This is a genomic window from Streptomyces ureilyticus (assembly GCF_011045025.1).
GTDB classification, from domain to species: Bacteria; Actinomycetota; Actinomycetes; order Streptomycetales; family Streptomycetaceae; genus Streptomyces; species Streptomyces ureilyticus.
Window position 1 is genome coordinate 1 of the sequence record NZ_JAAKZX010000179.1, and the last position, 20,206, is coordinate 20,206.

Consider the following 20,206-nt stretch of genomic DNA (forward strand, 5'->3'; position numbering starts at 1 on the left):
CGCCACCGCCGTCCTGCCGGCCCCCCGCCCGGGTTCCCGCACCGCGGCCCGTGCGGCCTCCCGCTCCCGCCGCCGTACCCCACCCAAGCGTTCCGCTCTGCTGACGGTCGCCGTGCCGTCAGCGTGTGTGATGGGCGTGGCCGGGATCGCGGCGGCGTCCGTGGGCAGTGGAGGCGGGAACGAGCGCAACGAGACGACGGCCGCGACCGACACGACCGGTGTGCAGCCCGCGACCGCCAACAACAAGCTGGACACCCAGCTCGAGAGCCTGACCGCGGACGCGGACGACTTCGCCGACCGGGCAAGCCGCACGCAGGAGCGGATCGATCTCAAGGCCCAGCAGGCGGCCGAAAAGAAGCGGGCGGCAGCTGAGGCGGCGCGCAAGGAGCGACTGCGTCCGAAGTTCGCGCTGCCGGTCGAGCAGGAGGGGATCAGCGCCTACTACGGCCAGGCCGGCATCAACTGGATGTCCGTACACACAGGCATCGACTTCCCCGTCTCGTACGGCACGACGGTGAGGGCCGCGACGGACGGCGTCGTCCGTACGGAGTGGAACAGCGCCTACGGGAACATGGCGATCGTGACCGCCAAGGACGGTACGGAGACGTGGTACTGCCACCTCTCCACCTACAAGGTCGCTTCCGGGACCGAGGTGAAGGCCGGCGACCCGATCGCGTACTCCGGCAACTCCGGCAACTCGACGGGTCCGCACCTCCACTTCGAGGTACGCCCGGGCGCCGGCGACGCGATCGACCCCCTGCCGTGGCTCCGCAGCCACGGCCTCAACCCGACGTAACCGCCCCGCCGCGCGGCCACCGAGCCCCGCAGGGCTACAGCTTCTGCACCGGCGCGTACCGCAGCAGCAGCCGCTTCGGCTTGGTGTCCCCGAAGTCGATCGTCGCCTCCGCGTTCGACCCCGTGCCCTTCACGCCGACCACCGTGCCGAGCCCGAACTGGTCGTGGGTGACCCGGTCACCCACCGCCAGCGACACCACCGGCTTCTCCGTGGCACCCCCCCGCCGCGTGGCGAAACCGGAGGCGCCCGAGGCTGCGGAGCGCGAGGAGGACAGGGAGGCCGCCACACCCGCCGCGGGGCCGGAGGCCACCGCTCCCATGGACCCCGTCCGCTTCCACTCCAGATGGGTGTCCGGGATCTCCTCAAGGAAGCGGGACGGCGGGTTGTACGAGGGCTGCCCCCAGGCGCTCCGCATCGAGGAGCGGGTCAGATACAGCCGCTCCCGCGCGCGCGTGATGCCGACGTACGCGAGCCGCCGCTCCTCCTCCAGTTCCTTGGTCTGGCCGAGGGCACGCATGTGCGGGAAAACGCCGTCCTCCATGCCGGTCAGGAACACCACGGGGAATTCGAGGCCCTTGGCGGTGTGGAGGGTCATCAGCGTTATGACGCCGGAGCCGTCCTCCTCCTCGTCGGGGATCTGGTCGGAGTCGGCGACGAGCGCCACCCGCTCCAGGAAGTCGGAAAGCCCGCCCGAGGCCTCGCCCTCACCGGCCTCCTGCTCGAACTCCAGGGCCACGGCGGCGAGTTCCTGAAGGTTCTCGATGCGGGTCTCGTCCTGTGGGTCCGTGGAGGCCTGCAACTCGGCCAGGTAGCCGGTGCGTTCGAGGATCGCTTCCAGGACGGTCGCCGGGCCCGCGCCCGATTCGACGATGGTCCGCAGGTCCTCCATCAGCGTGTTGAACCGCTTGACGGCGTTCGTGGAGCGGGCCGCCATGCCGTACGCCTCGTCGACGCGGCGCAGCGCCTGGGAGAAACTGATCTTCTCCCGTGAGGCGAGTGCGTCGATCATCGCCTCGGCGCGGTCGCCGATGCCCCGCTTGGGGACGTTGAGGATCCGCCTCAGCGGTACGGAGTCCTCCGGGTTGGCGAGCACCCTCAAGTACGCGAGGACGTCCCGGACTTCCTTGCGCTCGTAGAAGCGCACGCCACCGACGACCTTGTAGGGCAGGCCGACACGGATGAAGACCTCTTCGAAGACACGGGACTGGGCGTTCGTACGGTAGAAGACGGCGACGTCGCCCGCCTTCGCCTCCCCTGCGTCCGTCAGCCGGTCGATCTCGTCGGCGACGAACTGTGCCTCGTCGTGCTCCGTGTCGGCGACGTAGCCGGTGATGCGCGCGCCCGTGCCCGCGTTGGTCCACAGGTTCTTGGGGCGGCGGCTTTCGTTGCGCTCGATGACCGCGTTCGCCGCGCTCAGGATCGTCTGTGTGGAGCGGTAGTTCTGCTCCAGGAGGATCGTCGTCGCGTCCGGGTAGTCCTCCTCGAACTGGAGGATGTTGCGGATGGTCGCGCCGCGGAAGGCGTAGATGGACTGGTCGGCGTCACCGACGACGCACAGCTCGGCGGGCGGCACGTCGTGCTCGCTCGGGGGTACGTCCGCGGGGTGCTCGGAGGTGCCGACGAGTTCTCGTACGAGGGCGTACTGGGCGTGGTTGGTGTCCTGGTACTCGTCCACCAGGACGTGGCGGAAGCGGCGGCGGTAGTGCTCGGCGACGTCCGGGAAGGCCCGAAGGAGGTTGACGGTGGTCATGATCAGGTCGTCGAAGTCGAGCGCGTTCGCCTCGCGCAGCCGCGACTGGTAGAGCGCGTACGCCTGGGCGAGGGTCTTCTCGAAGCCGTCACTCGCCTGCGCGGCGAAGTCCTCCTCGTCGATCAGCTCGTTCTTGAGATTCGAGATCTTGGCGCTGAACGACTTGGGCGGGAAGCGCTTCGGGTCGAGGTCCAGGTCGCGGCAGACCAGGGCCATGAGGCGCTTGCTGTCGGCGGCATCGTAGATCGAGAACGAGGAGGTGAAGCCGAGCTTCTTCGACTCCCGCCGCAGGATCCGTACGCAGGCGCTGTGGAAGGTCATCACCCACATCGCGTTCGCACGCGGGCCGACGAGGTGCTCGACGCGCTCCTTCATCTCGCCCGCGGCCTTGTTGGTGAATGTGATCGCGAGAATCTGGCCGGGATGCACCTTGCGCTCGCCGAGCAAGTAACCGATCCGGTGTGTGAGCACACGGGTCTTGCCCGAACCAGCGCCGGCCACGATGAGCAGGGGGGAGCCGGAATGCACGACCGCCGCACGCTGGTTGTCGTTGAGCCCCTCCAGGAGCGCGGCCGCGTCCACGTGCGGACGGGGGGCGCCATCGCGGTAGTACGCCTCCCGGTCCGGCGGCACGTCGAACTTCCCGCCGAACAGATCGTCCGGAACCTGCTCCGGTACGTGCTCGTCCTCGGGCGGTGGCGGGGGCTCTTCCTCGTGGTCCCGCGAGGGTTTGAGGTCCGCCAGGAAGCTGTCATCAAAGAGGCTGCTCATCGCTCTCCGAGTCTAGGCTCCCCCACTGACAGCTCGCCGCCGCCCTGAAAAGCTGTCCGGGAAAACCCTGAGAACTCCGCTCGTACCAGGCTGCCGGGAGCCCGCCCGGATTTCTCTCACCCTCCAGGACCGTCCCGTCACGGTCGGCGACGGATCATGGCGCATGAGGCTAAGGTCACGAAAACGTATCGGACAATTCGCTCATCAACCTTCACAGGAGCCACACGAGTTGGTTAGCTTTCGCAGTGGGCCGCTCGACCCCCACCGGCGAACGTCGCCGGGCCGTGCGGCTCCCGCCGAGTCCGGTACGCCCTTGTGGCAACCCGGAGCCGGGGACCCACCGACCTTGGGGTGAATCGGTCCAACTCCCTTAGGGGACAAGGACCGTAGGGCAAACCTTCCGAAGCACACGCCCGAACCCGACAGCTAACTCGGTAGGCGGAGCACGGAAGGAGTCGCCTTCGTGGCGCCACACCGCAAAGCGCGGTCGTCCAGTCCCAAGGGCATACGGACCCCTGCCCTCGCCACCGCCGCTCTCACCTCGGTGGCCCTCCTGTCGCAGACCGCGAACGCCTCGCCCTCGGCGGAGCCGAAGCCCAGCCTCGACGAAGTCCAGAAGAAGGTCGACGACCTCTACGCGCAAGCGGAGACGGCGACCGAGAAGTACAACGGCGCCAAGGAGAAGACCAGCAAGCAGCGCAAGAAGGCCGACAACCTCCTTGACGACGTTGCCTCCCGCACCCAGAAGCTCAACGAGGCGCGCGAGGAGCTCGGTACGTTCGCCGCGGAGCAGTACCGTACGGGCGCCGCCGCTCCTGACGCCGCGGCCATGCTGCTCGCGGACAGTCCGCAGGACTACTTCGACCAGAACCAGCTGATGGACCGGCTGACCAGCCGCCAGCAGCAGGCCGTCGACGACTACGCGACGCAGCAGTCCGAGATGACGCAGAAGCGTCAGGAGGCCTCCGAGAGCCTTCAGGCGCTCACCAAGACCGAGAACACCCTGAAGTCGTCCAAGGCGGACGTTCAGCGGAAGCTCGCCGAGGCCCGCCAGTTGCTCTCGCGGCTGACCACCGAGGAGAAGGCGCGGCTCGCGGCGATCGAGCAGGAGAAGCGGCAGGAGGCCCAGCGCAAGGCGGAGGAGCTTGCGCGGCAGCAGCAGGCCGCGGAGGAGCAGCGCCGCCAACAGCAGCAGGCACAGCCGACTCCCGCGCCCTCCACCGGCGCGGGGACCTCGACCGGCACGGGCACCTCCGCGGGCGCCTCGACCGCCAAGGGCGAGAAGGCGCTCGCCTTCGCCCGTTCCCAGACCGGCAAGCCGTACGTCTGGGGCGCCTCAGGTCCGGACTCCTACGACTGCTCCGGCCTCACCCAGGCCGCCTGGAAGGCCGCCGGCGTCACCCTCCCGCGCACCACCTGGGACCAGGTCAAGACCGGCACCCAGGTCTCCGTCGCCAGCGCCCAGCCCGGCGATCTCGTCTTCTTCTACGACGACATCAGCCACGTCGGCCTCTACCTCGGCGACGGCATGATGATCCACGCCCCGAAGCCGGGTGCGTACGTCCGTGAGGAGTCGATCTACTACATGCCGGTCCACAGCGTGGTCCGTCCGGCGTGAAGCACGCGCGCGTGGACCCCTTTTTGGGGTGCACGCGCGCGTGAGCCTTGGCCTCCACTGACTTGGCGCTCTTCAAGGCCCGACTTTGCGACCCGAGGAGATGGATGAGTACGTCCATGAAGCCGGAGCGTCTCTGATTGGCTTAACGATCCCCAGTGTTGCTCAGAGACGTGAACCAATCGTCTTCGTGCCCTGGTGCTGGTCGGCGGGAGCCGTCAGCCCTCGTGGCACGTCCCTCCGGACGCTGGTCGGTGAGGCCTCGCGACCTCACCGAGGAGGGTGCCCGACGTCGCCTGGGCGCCGGGCGTGCGCGTAACACTCTGCCACAGGTCTACTACGGATCGCTAATCCGACTTGTGAGCCTAACGAGGGCTCCCGTAAGGCCTCAAAGACCGCGCCGCGCCCCGGAGCAGACCCCGTACGGCACCTGACGGACGCCGACGGGCCCCCTAGCACCGCCGCGCCGCCCGCTCCTCCACAACCCCCGCATCGGTCAACGCCCCGCGTCAACTTGACGGCTCCAGGCCGGGATCACGGTCGCATACGGTCACCACACGGCCCAGTGCCGACAGTTCCGTACATGCCGTTACCAAGCGCCCACGCCCAGGTTTAGCGTCCTTCCCCAGGTGACCGGCTCTTCACCGCCGCCCGGGCCAGGGGCGGCAGCCGGACATCACCGCCGAGGAGATCCGGCGGCGGCCCGCTCCCCTGTGCGCGCCGCCGCCGGACGCGTGACCGGACCGTTCGGGAAGGAAGTGTGTCCAGGTGGCAGCGCACCGCAAGCCAAGACAGCGCTCACTCGGGGGCAATACGGCCCGTACCGCCTTCACGATCGCGCTGGCGGGCGCGGCGAGCGCGACCTCCTTCGACGGGGCGGGGCACGCCGAGCCTCGGCTGACGCCGGATCAGGTGCGGGCGAAGGTCGACAAGTTGTACCAGGAGGCGGAGGTCGCCACCGAGAAGTACAACGGGGCGAAGGAGAAGGCCGACAAGGCGGAGGACCGGGTGGACTCTCTGCAGGACGAGGCCGCCCGCCGGACGGAGCGGCTCAACTCCGAGCGGGACGCGCTGGGTTCGGTGGCTGCCGCGCAGTACCGGGACGGCGGCCTCGACCCGGCGCTGCGGCTCATCCTCTCTTCGGAGCCCGATCAGTACCTGGATGAGGCCGCGTTCGCCGAACGCGCCGGCAGTCGGCAGGCCTCGGCCGTTTCGCGCGTACGCGGCCAACTGCGGGAGATCGAGCAGTTGCGCGGGGCCGCCCATGTCGAGCTGGCCTCGCTCAAGTCCCAGCAGGCGGCGCTGAACCGGCACAAGAAGACGGTCACCGGCAAGCTGGGCGAGGCCCGGCGGCTCCTGTCCCGGCTGACGGACGAGCAGCGCGCGCGGATCGGCGCGGACGATGCAGCCACGGCTCGTGCCTCCCGCGCCTCCGCCTCGCCGGCACCGGGCTCGACCGCTGGGGCTCCCAACTCGCGGGCTGCGGCCGCCATTACGTACGCGTACGAGAAGCTCGGCAGCCCGTATGTGTGGGGCGCCACCGGGCCCGACGCCTTCGACTGCTCGGGGCTCATGCAGGCGGCGTACCGCTCCGCGGGGATCTCGCTGCCTCGGACGACGTATGACCAGATCGAGGCCGGGGAGCGTGTCGCGCGCGGCGGCCTCCGGCCAGGCGACCTGGTGTTCTTCTACTCGAGCATCAGTCATGTGGGGCTCTACGTGGGTAACGGGCAGATGATCCACGCGCCCAATCCTTCGGCGCCGGTGCGGCTCGCTCCGCTGGACGAGATGCCGTTCGCGGGGGCCACGCGGGTGGTGTGAGGTTGTCTCGCCCCCGCCGCCCTTACCGTCCCACCGCCCTGGATTCCCCGGATCCGCGAACCGCTTCGCCGACACCAACGCGTCCCTGTTACCGCGGCGGGGGCACCACCATCCACCCCATCCCGAGGAATTGGGTTGCTCACGGCGGACGCCGGCGAATACCTCTCCTTCACCCTCGTGACGGCCCGCAAGAACTAGTCGCGACGGCTGTTCGTCCGGACCGGGTCAGACCAGTCGTCGTGCCGTCGCCCACCGGGTCAGCTCGTGGCGGTTGGACAGCTGGAGCTTTCTGAGGACCGCCGAGACATGGGACTCCACCGTCTTCACCGAGATGAACAGCTGCTTGGCGATCTCCTTGTAGGCGTACCCGCGGGCGATGAGGCGGAGGACCTCGCGCTCGCGTTGGGTGAGGCGGTCGAGGTCCTCGTCGACGGGCGGGGCGTCGGTGGAGGCGAAGGCGTCGAGGACGAATCCGGCCAGGCGCGGGGAGAACACCGCGTCGCCGTCCTGGACGCGGAAAACGGAGTTGACGAGGTCGGTGCCGGTGATCGTCTTCGTCACATAGCCCCGCGCGCCGCCCCGGATGACGCCGATGACGTCCTCGGCGGCGTCGGAGACGGACAGCGCGAGGAACCGTACGGGCTGCTCGGCATCCGCCATCAACGGGGCGCAGCGGCGCAGGACTTCGACCCCGCCGCCACCCGGAAGGTGCACGTCGAGGAGTACGACCTCGGGCCGGGTCGACGTGATGACCGAGACGGCCTGGTCGACGTCGGCGGCCTCCCCGACCACCTCGACACCCGTCCGCTCGGTCTGCCCGATCTCCGCCTGGACCCCCGTACGGAACATGCGGTGATCGTCGACGAGGACCACCCGGACTCGCCGACCCGGTCCGGCATCCGCCGAATCGGGCGTGCCCGCCGGGTCGTTGGCTTCGGCGGCAGCCTGCGGCGCGTCGGCCGCGGCAGAGCCGGTGCCCGTGGCAGGGCCGTCGGCCGCGCCCGCGCCGGTCGCGCCACCGCCCGGCTCGACCGTCCCGGCCGGCTCGTTCGCGTCGCTCATGTCTTCGCCCTCTCCATCTCCAGCTCGACCTCCGTGCCGCCGTCCGGCACGGCGCGCAGCCGGGCCGTGCCGCCGTTGCGCTCCATGCGGCCGATGATCGATTCTCTGACACCCATGCGGTCGGCGGGTATCGCATCCAGGTCGAAACCTGGGCCGCGGTCCCTGACGGACACGAAGACCGTCCTGCCCTCGACCTCGGCGTAGACCTGCACCGCGCCGCCCTCGCCACCGTACTTGGCCGCGTTCACCATCGCTTCCCTCGCGGCCTGCATCTGAGCCCCGATTCTTTCGTCGAGCGGGCAGTCACCGACGACCACGACCTCTATGGGGACGCCGTGCTTGTCCTCCACCTCCGCCGCGCTGCGCCGGACCGCCTCGGCGAGAGTGTCCGGCTCGTCGGCCTCGTCCTTGCCGGTGCCCTCCGGTTTGTAGAGCCAGTTACGCAGGTCGCGCTCCTGGGCACGGGCGAGGCGGCGGACCTCGCCCGCGTTCTCCGCGTTCCGCTGTATCAGCGTCAGGGTGTGCAGCACCGAGTCGTGGACATGGGCGGCCACCTCCGCCCGCTCCTGGGCACGGATACGCATCAGCCGCTCCTCGGAGAGGTCCTGGGTCATGCGTACGAGATAGGGGCCGGCGAGCAGCGCTATACCGACGAGGACCGCGAGCGCCGCCTGCAACACCGAGCCGAGGTGGGCGGCGGAGCCCTGGAGGACGAATATCCCGGAGACACCTACGGTGACCAGCAGGACTCCGGCCGCGGAGCGGGCCAGCGTCAGTGTGCGCCGGTGGCGGCCGACCTCCATCCAGCGGGCCCGGCGCGCGTTGTCCGCCTGGCGCCAGACCAGGGCCACGCCCGCGCCGACGAGAACGACGGGCCAGAGGTACAGTCTGGCCCCGCCGCTCAGATCCACATTGCCGACGAAGATCATGGCGACGACGACCATCGCGAGCAGTGCGACGATCTGGCCCTTGTCGGGCTTGCGGGCGACGAGTCTGCGGCGCCCGTCAGCGGAGGTCTCGGTGGCGAGGGCCGGAGGCCGTCCGGTGTCCACGCCTCCGACGCCCAGCGGCACGAAGAACCAGAACGCGGCATACAGCAAGGCCCCGAGGCCCTCGGCCATGAACAGTCCGACGAAGACCAGCCGCACCCAGACCACGGGCAGCCCGAGATGCCCGGCGAGCCCCCGCGCCACACCACCGAGCCAGCGTCCGTCGCTGCTGCGGTAGAGCTTGCGCGGCGGCCGCGGGTCCTCGACGGGCACAGCTGCGACTTCCGGCATGCCATCGATATTCACACGCGAGGCGGGCCAGGACATCAGGGTCGACCCCCGAGACTCCCCTGATCTTCGAAGCCCGGGGTGTCTCGGGGATCAAGGGCCCAATGCCTCGGGGACGATTTCAGGGTTCGGCCAGGGTTGTCCCGACTGCCGCCCGGCCGCCGCGCCCGTCACCATGGACACATGACAGATCACACGCACGCCGCGACGGGTCCAGGACCCGGCTCCGGCCCGCGTCCCGGCGAGGCTCCGCCCGCCGAGCCGCGGGACACGGTGCCCGCCGCCGGCGCCCCGGCCACCGCGGCTGAGGAACCGCGCGCGCACGGGGACCCGCCCGCGCCCGGGGATCCGGTCGTGCCCCAGGTCCCGCAGAAGTTCCGGCGCGACCGGCGGCACAAGATGCTGGGCGGCGTGTGCGCGGGGCTCGGGCGGCAGTGCGACATGGACCCGGTGATCTTCCGCATCGGGCTCGCGGTGCTCTCGGCGAGCGGCGGCATCGGCCTCATCTTCTACGGCTTCGCCTGGCTGTTCGTGGCGTACGACGACGAGGAGGAGAACGAGCTGCGCAAGCTGCTCACCGGCCGCGTGGACGGCCAGGCCCTGACGGCCGTGCTCTTCGCGCTGGTCGGCTGCGGGGTGTTCCTGTCCATGCTGGGCAACGGCGGGGTGCTCACCTTCGCCACCACGCTCGCGCTGGTGCTCGCGGGCGCCGGTTACTGGTCGCGGCAGCGCGGCGCCCCCGGCCCCGACCCACTCGCCGCACAGGCGGTCGGCGACGCTCCACCCGAAGCCCAGGCACCGCCCGTCCCCGCCTCCTTCTCCTCCTGGTGGCGCGACCCCATCGTCAAGGACGGCACTCATGTGGGAGGCACGGGTTATCTGTGGGGTCCGAGTGACACCCGGGGCCGGGACATCGCAGCGGCGGTGAACATCGCGCAGGGCAACTACCGCCCGGACATACGCGCGCGCGAGCCGAAGCCGCGCGGCCCTCGCTGGATCGGCGGCTGGGTGTTCCTGCTCGCCCTGCTGGCGGGCGCCCTCGGCACCGGTGCGACCTGGGAGGAACACGCGCTGGGCACCAGCCTCCAGGCCGGCCTGGCGAGCGCCCTCATCGTCCTTGGCACAGGCATAGCGGTCAGCGCGTTCCTGGGGCGTACGGGAGCGGGGTCGGTCTTCCTCGCGATCACCACCGCGGCCCTGCTGGCCTGCTCGGCGGCGCTCCCTAAGGACATCAGCACGCACTGGGTGCGCACGAACTGGACACCGGCCGCGGTGGCGGACGTACGGCCGGCCTACGAACTCGGCACAGGCGTCGGCACACTCGATCTGACCCGGATACGCCTCACCGAGGGCCAGACCGTGACGACGAACGTCGAGGTGGGCGTAGGCCAGCTCAAGGTCGTCGTGCCCAAGGACGCGACCGTGAAGCTGAACGTCGACGTGGGCGTCGGCGACATCCAGTTCCCCGGCGACGGAAAGCAGGACGTGGACGTGGCCCCCGGTAAGTACGAGGAACGCACCCTCAGGCCCACGGGCAACACCAAGAACGGCGGCACGCTCGACCTCACCCTCGAGGTCGGCGTCGGACAGGCGGAGGTGTCCCGTGCTACGTCATGACTTCCAGCCCGGCCGACTGATAGCGGGCTTCTTCCTCACGCTCACCGGCATCGTCTACGCCGGCGACGCGGGCGGGCTCTGGGAGACCCCTTGGTTCGCGGTGATCCCTCTCGTCACCGGCGGCCTGTTCTTGGCGGCAGCGACGGGCACGGTGACCCACGCGATACGCCACCGCCGCAAAAGCCTCGCTTCCCGGGAGACGCGGGAGGCGCCCACGCAGAGCTGAGAGCTGGAGGGAGCTGGACCTGATCGCCGGAGGCCCTGGCCAGGCCTAGTACGCGCCGGCTCGCTGCCTTCGTCGTGATCGCAACATCGAGTCGATCGAGAACACCGACGCACCGGCGAGTACGAGGGGGAGCCAGGCCATCAGGTAGGGGAGGTCGTTGCCGTAGTAGTACGGGTCCGAGGGCCAGCTCACGGTCAGCCAGAGGCTGAGGGAGATCATGGCACCACCGAACGCGGCGAGGCGGGCGAACAGGCCGATCAAGGTGCCGATGCCGACGGCGAGTTCGCCGAAGGCGATGGCGTAGGCGAAGCCGACCGGGTTCTTGAGGGAGAGGTCGACGAGTTCCGGGATGGCCGAGGAGTCGCGCACCGTGCGCATCATGTCGCCGATCGAACCAGAACCGGCCTCCGACATGAACGCGCTGTCGGTGAGCTTGTCGATCCCCGCGTAGATGAAGGTGACGCCGAGGAAGACGCGCAGCGGTAGCAGGGCGTACCGGGTGGCGGCGTCCCGCCAGTCTCTGCCTCCGCCGTCGAGGTAACCGGAGTGCGTATCCATCCGCATACCGTGAGCCATCGCCCTCCGCCACCTCTCACCGAACAGACAGTTCGCCCCTCAACAGACCATACGTAGCCCTTGGGCGGGCGGCTCAACCGCGGACCGAACTTTTTACCTCCGGCGGTGGAGCGGGGGCCTCCGGCGGAGGGGCGGTTGGGTTCGTTGACGAGTGCGGGTTCGTCGTGGCTTGTCGCTCCCCCACTCTCGGCTGCGCTCGAGCAGGGCCCCCATCGCGGCGGAGCCGCAGTCGCCTATGAACCGAACTCACCCTGCCGGTAGGCGCCCCCTCAACCGACCCAGTCAATCCGTCACATCGATCGCGTACCGGTTCGTCTCGGCCCCCGCCGCAGTGACCACCTGCACCTCTACCCGCCCTGGTTCCACATCCGCAGGCACCGGCACAGTCAGAACCGCGTCGGACGGATTCCGGAAACCCCCGGCCACGGGCACGAGCGGTACATGGACATGGACAGCACCGATCCGGACCACCATCCGCGACAGGCGGTCGGCCGTGTGCGCACCCGGTGGCACGAAACCGGCGCCCCGGATCTCGATGTCGTCGCCCGTGCGGATCGGCGCGTCCAGGTCCCCGGCCTCGCGGGACCGGACGACCGAGTAGATCACCGGTCGCCCGCCCTCCGCGTACTTGGCGGCGACGTACGTCGCCGCCGAGACCAGCACCACCAGCGCCAGTCCCCACGGCAGGTCCGGCAACTGCTCGGGCCGCCGCGCGAGCCGTACCGCCGCGAACACCAGCGCGGCGCCGGTGATCACCACGTACTGCGTGTCCGCGAAGTTGCCCCGACCCGAGTCGTCGGTCAGCAGGTCGGCGGCCCGCGGCCGGTCGGCACGTATCTTCTGCAGGCGCTGACCGAGCACGCGCAGGCCCACCACCCGTCGCACCAGCACAGCGATCCCGCACACCATGGCGAGAACGGTGACGATGCCCGCGCCACGGGCGAGTTCGAGCCCGGAGATCAGCGCGTCACGTTCGCCCGGCGAGGACTCGCCCGCGAGGCGGCCCGCCAGCACCAGCACGGCGTAGACGACGAACAGCACCCAACTCGCCGCCACCGCACGGGAAGTGGACAGCCGGTTGTCCTCACCGATGACGGGCGCCAGCGCACCCCCGCGCGCCCGGTGGAACCACGACGCCGCGACCAGCAGCCCGCCCACGACGAGCGCGGCGAGGAAGCCGGCGGTCCGCGCGGCGGTCCAGCCCGCCCCGATCGCGGTGAACGCCTGCACCAGAAGCAGGCCCCCGACGACTCCCGCCACCGCGAAGGCCGTACGCCGCCACAGCAGCCCCAGCCAGGCCTCGCCCTCGGCCCGGCTCCGCTCGGCGACGAGGTCCGCGGACTGGGTCAGTTCGTCCGACACCCACTGCCGTGAGGCCCCAGCCGAGTGCGCGACCGCGGCGGGCAGCCCTCGGCCGGAGGCCAATTCGTCCCGCTTGGAAAGGAATGCGGCAACGGCTCGTCGATGCCCTTCGCGCGCCCCCTGCGGACAGTCCCCGCAGGTGCAGCCCCCTTCGTGCGCGCCTTGTCCAGCCTCCTGCACCGCCACCGCCCGCTGCCGCCTTCCCGCACCGCTCCGTAGGACCAACTCGTAGAACCAACTCGTAGGACAAGCCCATAACCGCAAGTACCAAGCACCGGGATTGTGCCGTACGCCACTGCGACCTCACCCGGCAGGTCCACTCAGCGGCGGCGAAGTACCCCGCCCCGCCTCGCCCCACCGGTGCGGCCGTCGCCCCAACCTGCATCGCATCCCCGACCCCTTGTTGACCCGGCTGCGAGAATTTCCGTATGGCCGAGATCATCCAGCGCGACGGGACCTGGGCCTTCGACGGCAACACGGTCCGGATCACGCCGGGACTCCACCGCTCCGTACCGCTGTTCCGGCAGACGTACGGAGAGATCGCCGTGCCCCTCGAAGCGGTCGCGAGCGTCGTCTACGAGCCCGAACGCAAGCGCGGCCGGCTGCGCCTGAGACTTCGCGAGGGCGCCGACCCGCTGCTCCAGGCGACCGGTGGCCGGCTTCCCGACGCGGCCGACCCGTACAGGCTGACGGTGGATCTCGACCGTTCGGGCGTCGCCGAGTACGTCGCCGAGGAGATACGCCGGGGGCTGCTCCTCGAGCAGATCCCCAAGGAGCCCGCGAAGGAGTACCTGCTGCCGGGCCCGCCCGTGCCGGTGTCCGTACGGTCCAGCGACGGCACGGTGTCGTTCGACGGAACCCAGGTCCGGATCGACTGGAGCGACACCTCGGACCGGGTGAAGCGGGCGACGGGCCCGCGCATCATCGACGTACCGGATCTCGTTCAGGTGGAGTGGCTGCCCAACTCCGGTTACGAGGACGGTTTTCTGCGCTTCGTGACGCGCGAGACGGCGTTCTCCAAACTCCCGCCGGAGAAGGACCCGTTCGCCCTCGACTTGTGGGGCAGCGCCCGCCGCGATCTGCTCACGGCGCTGGTCGCCACCGCGGTCACGGCCCGTCTTCCGCATCCGTCGACCCGCACCGGCGAGTATCTGCCTGCTGACGCGCCCCGCCTCCCGCTGACGACCAGGGACGCGGTACCGCCTGAGCCGCAGGCCGCGAATCACGACGTACTCCTGCGCCGGCTGCGGGAGTTGGGCGAGCTGCACCGCGAGGGCGTGCTGACGGACGAGGAGTTCGCGGCGACGAAGGCCGCCGTGCTCCGCGACTTCTGAGGACCCGGACGCACCAGGACGCCCTGGAACCCGCAGGTCAGACCAGGCCTCCGGAACGGAACCCGCAGACCGGAACTCTCAGATCACGACAGCAGATCCGGCTCACTCCGGCTGATGTCCTGCCACAGCGGCTGATAGTTGATCCACGCCACCAGATCCCCGCCGAGCTGCTCACGCGTCGCCACCGCCTGCCGGTGGTCGATGAGCACGGGCCGGCCCGCCGCGCGGGCGGTGAGCTGGACCTGGGAGGAGCGTTCCATGGACAGGAACCACCAGGCCGCCGCGTCGACCGAGTCGCCGACGGTCAGCAGTCCGTGGTTGCGCAGCACCAGCGCCTTTCGGGAGCCGAGCGCGGTGGCGATCCGCCGCCCCTCCTCGGCGTCCACGGCGACACCGCTATACGCGTCGTAAAGGGCGTGATCCTCGTAAAAGGCGCAGCTCTCCTGGGTGATCGGGTCGAGCAGTTCGCCGAGCGCGGCCAGGGCGCGCCCGTGCACCGAGTGACAGTGTGCGACCGCGACGACGTCCGGACGGGCGGCATGCACCTGGGCGTGCACCGTGAACGCCGCCTGATTCACGTGATAGCGCCCCTCGATCACCTGCCCCTCCCCGTTGGCCATGACAAGATCGCCGACCGTGACGTGTTTGAAGGGCATCCCGAACGGGTTTACCCAGAAGCAGTCGCTGAACTCCGGGTCGCGCGCGGTGATATGGCCGGAGACCCCGTCCTCGAAACCGAGACGCCCGAAGATCCGCAACGCCCCGGCGAGCCGTTCCTTGCGATGCCGCCGTTCGTCGTCGAGCGACTCGTGCATCGGCGGCATGGCGAAGCGCAGTTGCTCGGTGGGGCGGGGCAGGGGCGGCGTGGGCCCGTGCATATGTCCTCCAGCCCAGAGGTACGGACTTGTTTGCAGCCCGGAAGTTACCGTCAGTCAGCGCAGGAGAACAGAGATGTTCGTGAAGAGAGTGCACAACCGTTGTGCCGGGTTGAGTGTCTGCGTGTCTGCGAGAGTGATACCGACTGCCCAGTCGGGCACGGTCCGATTAGGCACGATCCGGTCGGGCCATCAGGAAAGGCGAACAAGATGAGGGGAGGCATGAACAGAACCGAACGCCGGGTCGCCGACATGCTCCGGCAGATCGCGACCCGGGACGTCGTCGTACTGAACGACCTCGGCGGCTCACCGCGCAGACTGGCCGCGCTCACCTATGTCGCCGTCCAGTACGGATTCCGGTACGGGGAGACGACCAGGAACGGCCAGACGCTCCAGGTCCGCCTGATCCGGGACAACCGCCCCGAGGCACGCGAGCGGAGCACCGCCGCGCTCAGCCGGCTGGCGGCCGGCCGCACGCCGGGCATGCGCCCCGGCACCCTCAAGCCCCTTCCGGACGCGGCACCCGCGGTCGGGCTGATCAGGGCCCGGATCGAGTTCGACGCCATGGACGACGACCCCGACTGGGGCCGCAAGGCCGGCTTCATGACCGCCAGCGCGGCCCTGATGACGCTGCTGCTGATCCCCGTGGGATGGAGGGCATCGCTCTGCGCCGGCGCCGCGATGGGCCTGGTGTTCGCGGTCTTCCTGCGCCTGGAACTCGGACGCAAGGACCGGCTGGAGCGGCGCCTCAGGGCGCACGGGCTGCTCTGAGGCACACCACGCCTCAGCCGCTGCACACCACGCCTCAACCGCTGCGCACCGCTCCTCGGCGACCGTTCTTCAATAGCGACGGGCCGCTCTCCAGCAGCGACAGGACCGCTCCCCAATAGCGACAGAAGGTGTCGGGTTTCGGCGTCAGACTCGTCGTATGACGCCGAAACCGAACCCGAGCCAGAAACCGAACTGGGCAGCCTTCACCGCCGCCGAACCCGACCTCGCCAAGCTGACCGAGGAACGCTTCGGCGCCTTCACCCACCACGTCCTCGCGACCCTCCGCAAGGACGGTTCGCCCCGCACCTCGGGGCTTGAAGTCCAGTTCAAGAACGGCGAGTTGTGGCTCGGCATGATGCCGGGCTCGCTCAAGGCACTGGACCTGCGCCGCGATCCGCGCTTCGCGCTCCAGGCGAACGCGGGGGCCGGGACGGAGATGGGAGGCGGCGACATACGGATCTCGGGACGGGCGGTCGAGGTCACCGATCCCGAGACGTACGCGCTGTACACGGGGAAGACGGAAAAGGCGGAAGAGGCGGAACCGCCGACGGGGTTCCACCTCTTCCGCACCGAGCTGACAGAGGTCGTACGGACCTACGTCGAGAACAACGCGTACCTGGTCGTGCAGTTCTGGAAGCCCGGCCAACCCCTGCGCTCTGTCAAGCGCGAGTGAGTTGCCGGCTCCGGAGCGTCACTCCCACTCGATCGTGCCGGGCGGCTTGCTCGTCACGTCGAGGACGACGCGGTTGACGTCCGCGACCTCGTTCGTGATCCGGGTCGAGATCTTCGCGAGGACGTCGTACGGCAGTCGCGACCAGTCGGCGGTCATGGCGTCCTCGCTCGACACCGGGCGGAGCACGATCGGATGGCCGTACGTCCGGCCGTCGCCCTGGACGCCGACGCTGCGCACGTCCGCGAGCAGCACGACCGGGCACTGCCAGATATCGCGGTCGAGTCCGGCCGCGGTCAGCTCCTCGCGGGCGACGGCGTCGGCCTCGCGGAGCAGGTCGAGGCGCTCCTTGGTGACCTCGCCGACGATACGGATGCCGAGGCCGGGGCCGGGGAACGGCTGGCGCTGCACGATCTCGTCCGGCAGGCCCAGCTCCTGGCCCACCATCCTGACCTCGTCCTTGAAGAGCTTGCGCAGCGGCTCGATCAGCTGGAACTCGAGGTCCTCCGGCAGCCCGCCCACGTTGTGGTGGGACTTGATGTTGGCCGTGCCGGTACCGCCACCGGACTCGACCACGTCCGGGTAGAGGGTGCCCTGCACGAGGAAGGCGACCTCGGGGCCCGCGTCCGCGATGATCTCGGCCTGCGCCTGCTCGAAGACCCGGATGAACTCGCGTCCGATGATCTTCCGCTTCTCCTCGGGGTCGCTGACCCCGGCGAGCGCCTTGAGGAAGCGCTCCTCGGCGTCGACGACCTTCAGCTGCACACCGGTGGCCGCGACGAAGTCCTTCTCGACCTGCTCGGTCTCGCCCTTGCGCATCAGACCGTGGTCGACGTACACGCAGGTCAGCTGCGAGCCGATGGCCTTCTGTACGAGGGCGGCGGCGACGGCGGAGTCCACGCCGCCGGAGAGCCCGCAGATGGCGCGCTTCGTGCCGACCTGCTCGCGGATGGCCGCGACCTGCTCCTCGATGACACTGCCGGTCGTCCAGGAGGGGGTGAGTCCCGCGCCCCGGTACAGGAAGTGCTCGAGCACCTGCTGGCCGTGCGTGGTGTGCATGACCTCCGGGTGGTACTGAACGCCGTACAGCTTCTTCTCGTCGTTCTCGAAGGCGGCGACCGGGACGACGTCCGTGGAGGCGGTGACGGCGAAGCCCTCGGGTGCGGCGCTGCACGCGTCGCCGTGGGACATCCACACCGACTGCTCGTCGGGGGTGCCCTCGAAGAGGGTGGAGCCCGACTTGGAGACGTGCAGGGGCGTACGGCCGTACTCGCGGGCGCCCGTGTTGTCGACCGTGCCGCCGAGGGTCGTCGCCATCAGCTGGAAGCCGTAGCACATGCCGAAGACGGGGACGCCGGCTTCGAAGAGCTCGCGGTCCAGGCGGGGGGCGCCCTCCGCGTACACCGAGGAGGGGCCGCCGGAGAGGATGATCGCCGCCGGGTTCTTGGCGAGCATGTCGGGGACCGGCATGGTGCTCGGCACGATCTCGCTGTAGACCCGGGCCTCGCGGACCCGTCGGGCGATGAGCTGGGCATACTGCGCACCGAAGTCGACGACCAGGACGGTGTCGGGGACGGCTGGGGTCGCTGATGACACGGGTTGCCTTCCGGCGGTTGAGCAGGGCTTGTGTGGCCGAGTTTAGCGGGGAGCTCGGTGGTGGTGGCGCCGTCACTGGGGCTCCGCCCCCGGACCCCCGTATCGGCCTGAACGGCCTCGTCCTCAAACTCCCCCAGCTACCGCTGGGAGGTGCCCCCAGACGGGCTGCTTGATGCCGGACCTGGCTGAGAAGCCCAGCCATCTCAGCATCCGGAACCGCTTGGCCCACCGCTGCCGCCCGGTCCATACTCCCCCCATGCTCACGCACCCGACCTTCGTCTTTACCTATGGCAACCGGCCCACCGGCTGCCATGGTCGTGCTGCTTGAGCTACTGACAAGCGACTTACCAGGCGCCCCGGGCCGACAAGGTCCGGGGCGCTTGACGTTTCCGGGGCTTGCCGGTCCAGGACGTCGCTCGAAGAAGAGGAGCCCGACATGAGTGACGTACTCGACAAGACCGGTGCCCGTACCGACGAGGCGGCCGGCGTGATCAGCGGTGCGCGCGAGCGTATCGACGCGATCGACGACCGGATCATCGGTCTCGTACAGGAACGCATGGCCGTGTCGGCCGTGATCCAGGAGGAGCGGATCGCGTCCGGCGGGCGACGGGTGAACCTGTCGCGGGAGATGGAGGTCCTCGGCCACTACAGGGAGGCGCTGGGCAAGCCCGGTACGTCGCTGGCGATGACGTTGCTGGAGCTGTGCCGGGGCCGCATCTGAGGCCCCGCCCCCGGGGTCCCCGTATCTGAGTTCCGTGTACGCACGTACCCATGACCCGTTCCCGTGAGACGCGTGACCGTGTCGCGGCGCGCTTCGTTGGTGTCGGTGTCCGTGCCAGCCAGGGGCGGCCCGAAGAAACCACGCGTGGCTCCGCTGGAGCGATGAGGCGTACGGACGTGCGTCGTGGGACCTCGCTCCAGTAGACGTGACCGGACTGCAGGGGACAGCAGCCCGGCCACGACCAGAGAAGGCCGGCTCCGGGGACGCCCGGAGCCGACCGGCCGAATCTGTGTGAGGGCGGTCGAAGCGGTTGCGGAGGCCTCCGCCCATCGAGCACGATGCGTAGAGCAGCCACAAATCGAACAGCCCACCCGAGTCCCAGCGCAGACAACCGCAATGTCTCGCTCGACTGCCAAAGGTCTACCCCACTGGCGCTCGCCAAGTGTTCCGGGGCGCAGACCGGCGGACACCCGCACCACCACCGAACCAGCGGCGCTTCCCCCGGCGCCGCTCCTCAGGCACCGGCGCTGCCCTGACGTCGGTGCTGACCGGGAAGGGCCCCGCGGATCCCCCCGCCGCGGGGCCCTTCGCATGCCCGAAGCCCTGCGCTTCCCCGTCAGGTCCGCGAGACGGTGTCGCAGGTCTCCGTACCGGAGTTCTGGATGTCTCGGCTGCGGTCGTACGGGTCGACCTTGGGCCCTGTCGGATTCGTCGTCCCCTTGGTGGGGGCCGAGTCGAACCGCGGGTGCATGTAGCCGTCGTAGATGCCGCAGCCGATGTTGGCGCGATCCGAGTCGTAGCGGACGATCACCAGTTTGCCCGGGGTGAGCCGGAAGCGCGTCGGATCGGCCAGCCCCGTCTCGAGGACGCGGCGCGCGATGACGCGGGCCACCTCCGTGGAGTCCGGGTCGGCCGGGGCCAGCGCGTAGACGAAGGTGTAGTCGGCGCGGATGACGACCGACCCCTTCTCGTCCCGTTCGAAGCTCATACGTCCACGGGTCTTGACCACATCGCCGACGAGCCGCACCTCGTTCTTGTCGAACCGGCTGAACATCAGCAGGGGATCGTTCTGCTTGTCCGGCTTGCGCAGCCAGGACCGCACGTCGGAGAGCATCTGGGGCTGCTTCGGGTCGAGGGTGCCGAGCACGGTCTCGGGGGTGCCGCCGAGCAGGGTCTTACGGTCGATGTTCGCGTCGACGAGCAGGGCCTTGGTCTGCTCCAGGGCCCGGCCCACCTGGTCCTTGCTGAACGAGCCGACCGGCTTCGCCTCCGGCAGCACGATTCCGGCTTCCCCGTCGGCGTACCGCTCGGCCGGAGATCCGGCGAACGGCCGGTCCATGGTGGGCGTTCCGGGGGCGGCGGAGGG

Annotated in this window: 15 protein-coding genes, 2 pseudogenes and 1 riboswitch; of the genes and pseudogenes, 9 read left to right on the forward strand and 8 right to left on the reverse strand. The window is 69.8% G+C overall.

Features of this window, described 5'->3' with window-relative positions; genetic code table 11:
* On the forward strand, window positions 1–796 hold a 796-nt coding region (locus G6048_RS36700; protein ID WP_165343919.1), incomplete at its 5' end, for a M23 family metallopeptidase.
* A 34-nt stretch (window positions 797–830) separates the two neighbouring features.
* Here G6048_RS36700 and pcrA read toward each other — a convergent pair.
* Window positions 831–3,317, reverse strand: a complete 2,487-nt coding sequence (pcrA, locus tag G6048_RS36705) for a DNA helicase PcrA (RefSeq protein ID WP_165343920.1) — start codon at window positions 3,315–3,317, stop codon at window positions 831–833.
* 284 nt (window positions 3,318–3,601) lie between these two features.
* Window positions 3,602–3,773: riboswitch (cyclic di-AMP (ydaO/yuaA leader) on the forward strand.
* 7 nt (window positions 3,774–3,780) lie between these two features.
* Between pcrA and G6048_RS36710 the strand changes: the two genes are divergently transcribed.
* Complete coding sequence (locus G6048_RS36710) at window positions 3,781–4,935, forward strand: C40 family peptidase (RefSeq protein ID WP_165343921.1); 1,155 nt, start codon at window positions 3,781–3,783, stop codon at window positions 4,933–4,935.
* 765 nt (window positions 4,936–5,700) lie between these two features.
* Window positions 5,701–6,753 (forward strand): C40 family peptidase, encoded by a 1,053-nt coding sequence (locus G6048_RS36715; protein ID WP_165343922.1) that lies wholly within the window; start codon window positions 5,701–5,703, stop codon window positions 6,751–6,753.
* A gap of 225 nt (window positions 6,754–6,978) precedes the next feature.
* Here G6048_RS36715 and G6048_RS36720 read toward each other — a convergent pair whose 3' ends face one another.
* Together G6048_RS36720 and G6048_RS36725 are read right to left on the reverse strand one after the other, a co-directional pair.
* On the reverse strand, window positions 6,979–7,815 hold the full coding sequence (locus tag G6048_RS36720) for a LuxR C-terminal-related transcriptional regulator (RefSeq protein WP_165343923.1): 837 nt from the start codon (window positions 7,813–7,815) through the stop codon (window positions 6,979–6,981).
* Window positions 7,812–9,095, reverse strand: coding sequence for an ATP-binding protein (locus G6048_RS36725; protein ID WP_165343924.1), 1,284 nt, complete (start codon window positions 9,093–9,095; stop codon window positions 7,812–7,814). The genes G6048_RS36720 and G6048_RS36725 overlap by 4 nt, the downstream gene beginning before the upstream one ends.
* A 180-nt stretch (window positions 9,096–9,275) precedes the next feature.
* On the opposite strand from G6048_RS36725, the gene G6048_RS36730 reads away from it, so the two are divergent.
* The gene (locus tag G6048_RS36730) at window positions 9,276–10,709 is read left to right on the forward strand and encodes a PspC domain-containing protein (protein ID WP_165343925.1); all 1,434 of its coding nucleotides are present in this window, start codon (window positions 9,276–9,278) and stop codon (window positions 10,707–10,709) included.
* A complete protein-coding gene (locus G6048_RS36735) occupies window positions 10,696–10,935 on the forward strand; it encodes a hypothetical protein (protein WP_165343926.1) in 240 nt (79 codons plus the stop codon). The genes G6048_RS36730 and G6048_RS36735 overlap by 14 nt, the downstream gene beginning before the upstream one ends.
* Window positions 10,936–10,980: 45 nt before the next feature.
* Here G6048_RS36735 and G6048_RS36740 read toward each other — a convergent pair whose 3' ends face one another.
* Complete coding sequence (locus G6048_RS36740) at window positions 10,981–11,511, reverse strand: DoxX family protein (RefSeq protein WP_033329205.1); 531 nt, start codon at window positions 11,509–11,511, stop codon at window positions 10,981–10,983.
* Between the two features lie 282 nt (window positions 11,512–11,793).
* On the reverse strand, window positions 11,794–13,059 hold the full coding sequence (locus tag G6048_RS36745; protein WP_165343927.1) for a hypothetical protein: 1,266 nt from the start codon (window positions 13,057–13,059) through the stop codon (window positions 11,794–11,796).
* 242 nt (window positions 13,060–13,301) lie between these two features.
* Here G6048_RS36745 and G6048_RS36750 point away from each other — a divergent pair, with 242 nt between their 5' ends.
* Entirely contained in the window at window positions 13,302–14,207 is a 906-nt protein-coding gene (locus tag G6048_RS36750) for a DUF4429 domain-containing protein (RefSeq protein ID WP_165343928.1), read from the forward strand.
* An 83-nt stretch (window positions 14,208–14,290) separates the two neighbouring features.
* Here G6048_RS36750 and G6048_RS36755 read toward each other — a convergent pair whose 3' ends face one another.
* Window positions 14,291–15,085: a class II aldolase/adducin family protein gene (locus G6048_RS36755; RefSeq protein WP_165343929.1), complete on the reverse strand. Its 795-nt coding sequence runs from the start codon at window positions 15,083–15,085 to the stop codon at window positions 14,291–14,293.
* 219 nt (window positions 15,086–15,304) lie between these two features.
* Between G6048_RS36755 and G6048_RS36760 the strand changes: the two genes are divergently transcribed.
* Both G6048_RS36760 and G6048_RS36765 read left to right on the forward strand, forming a co-directional pair.
* A complete protein-coding gene (locus G6048_RS36760; RefSeq protein ID WP_165343930.1) occupies window positions 15,305–15,853 on the forward strand; it encodes a hypothetical protein in 549 nt (182 codons plus the stop codon).
* A 157-nt stretch (window positions 15,854–16,010) separates the two neighbouring features.
* The gene (locus tag G6048_RS36765; protein WP_165343931.1) at window positions 16,011–16,526 is read left to right on the forward strand and encodes a pyridoxamine 5'-phosphate oxidase family protein; all 516 of its coding nucleotides are present in this window, start codon (window positions 16,011–16,013) and stop codon (window positions 16,524–16,526) included.
* Window positions 16,527–16,544: 18 nt separating this feature from the next.
* On the opposite strand, the gene guaA is transcribed toward G6048_RS36765, so the two are convergent.
* Window positions 16,545–18,119 (reverse strand): glutamine-hydrolyzing GMP synthase, encoded by a 1,575-nt coding sequence (guaA, locus tag G6048_RS36770; protein WP_165343932.1) that lies wholly within the window; start codon window positions 18,117–18,119, stop codon window positions 16,545–16,547.
* A 433-nt stretch (window positions 18,120–18,552) separates the two neighbouring features.
* Between guaA and G6048_RS36775 the strand changes: the two are divergent.
* Window positions 18,553–18,840 (forward strand): annotated as a pseudogene (locus G6048_RS36775) (chorismate mutase); the annotation flags it as partial.
* 616 nt (window positions 18,841–19,456) lie between these two features.
* Here G6048_RS36775 and G6048_RS36780 read toward each other — a convergent pair.
* A pseudogene (locus G6048_RS36780) lies at window positions 19,457–20,206 on the reverse strand (hypothetical protein); the annotation flags it as partial.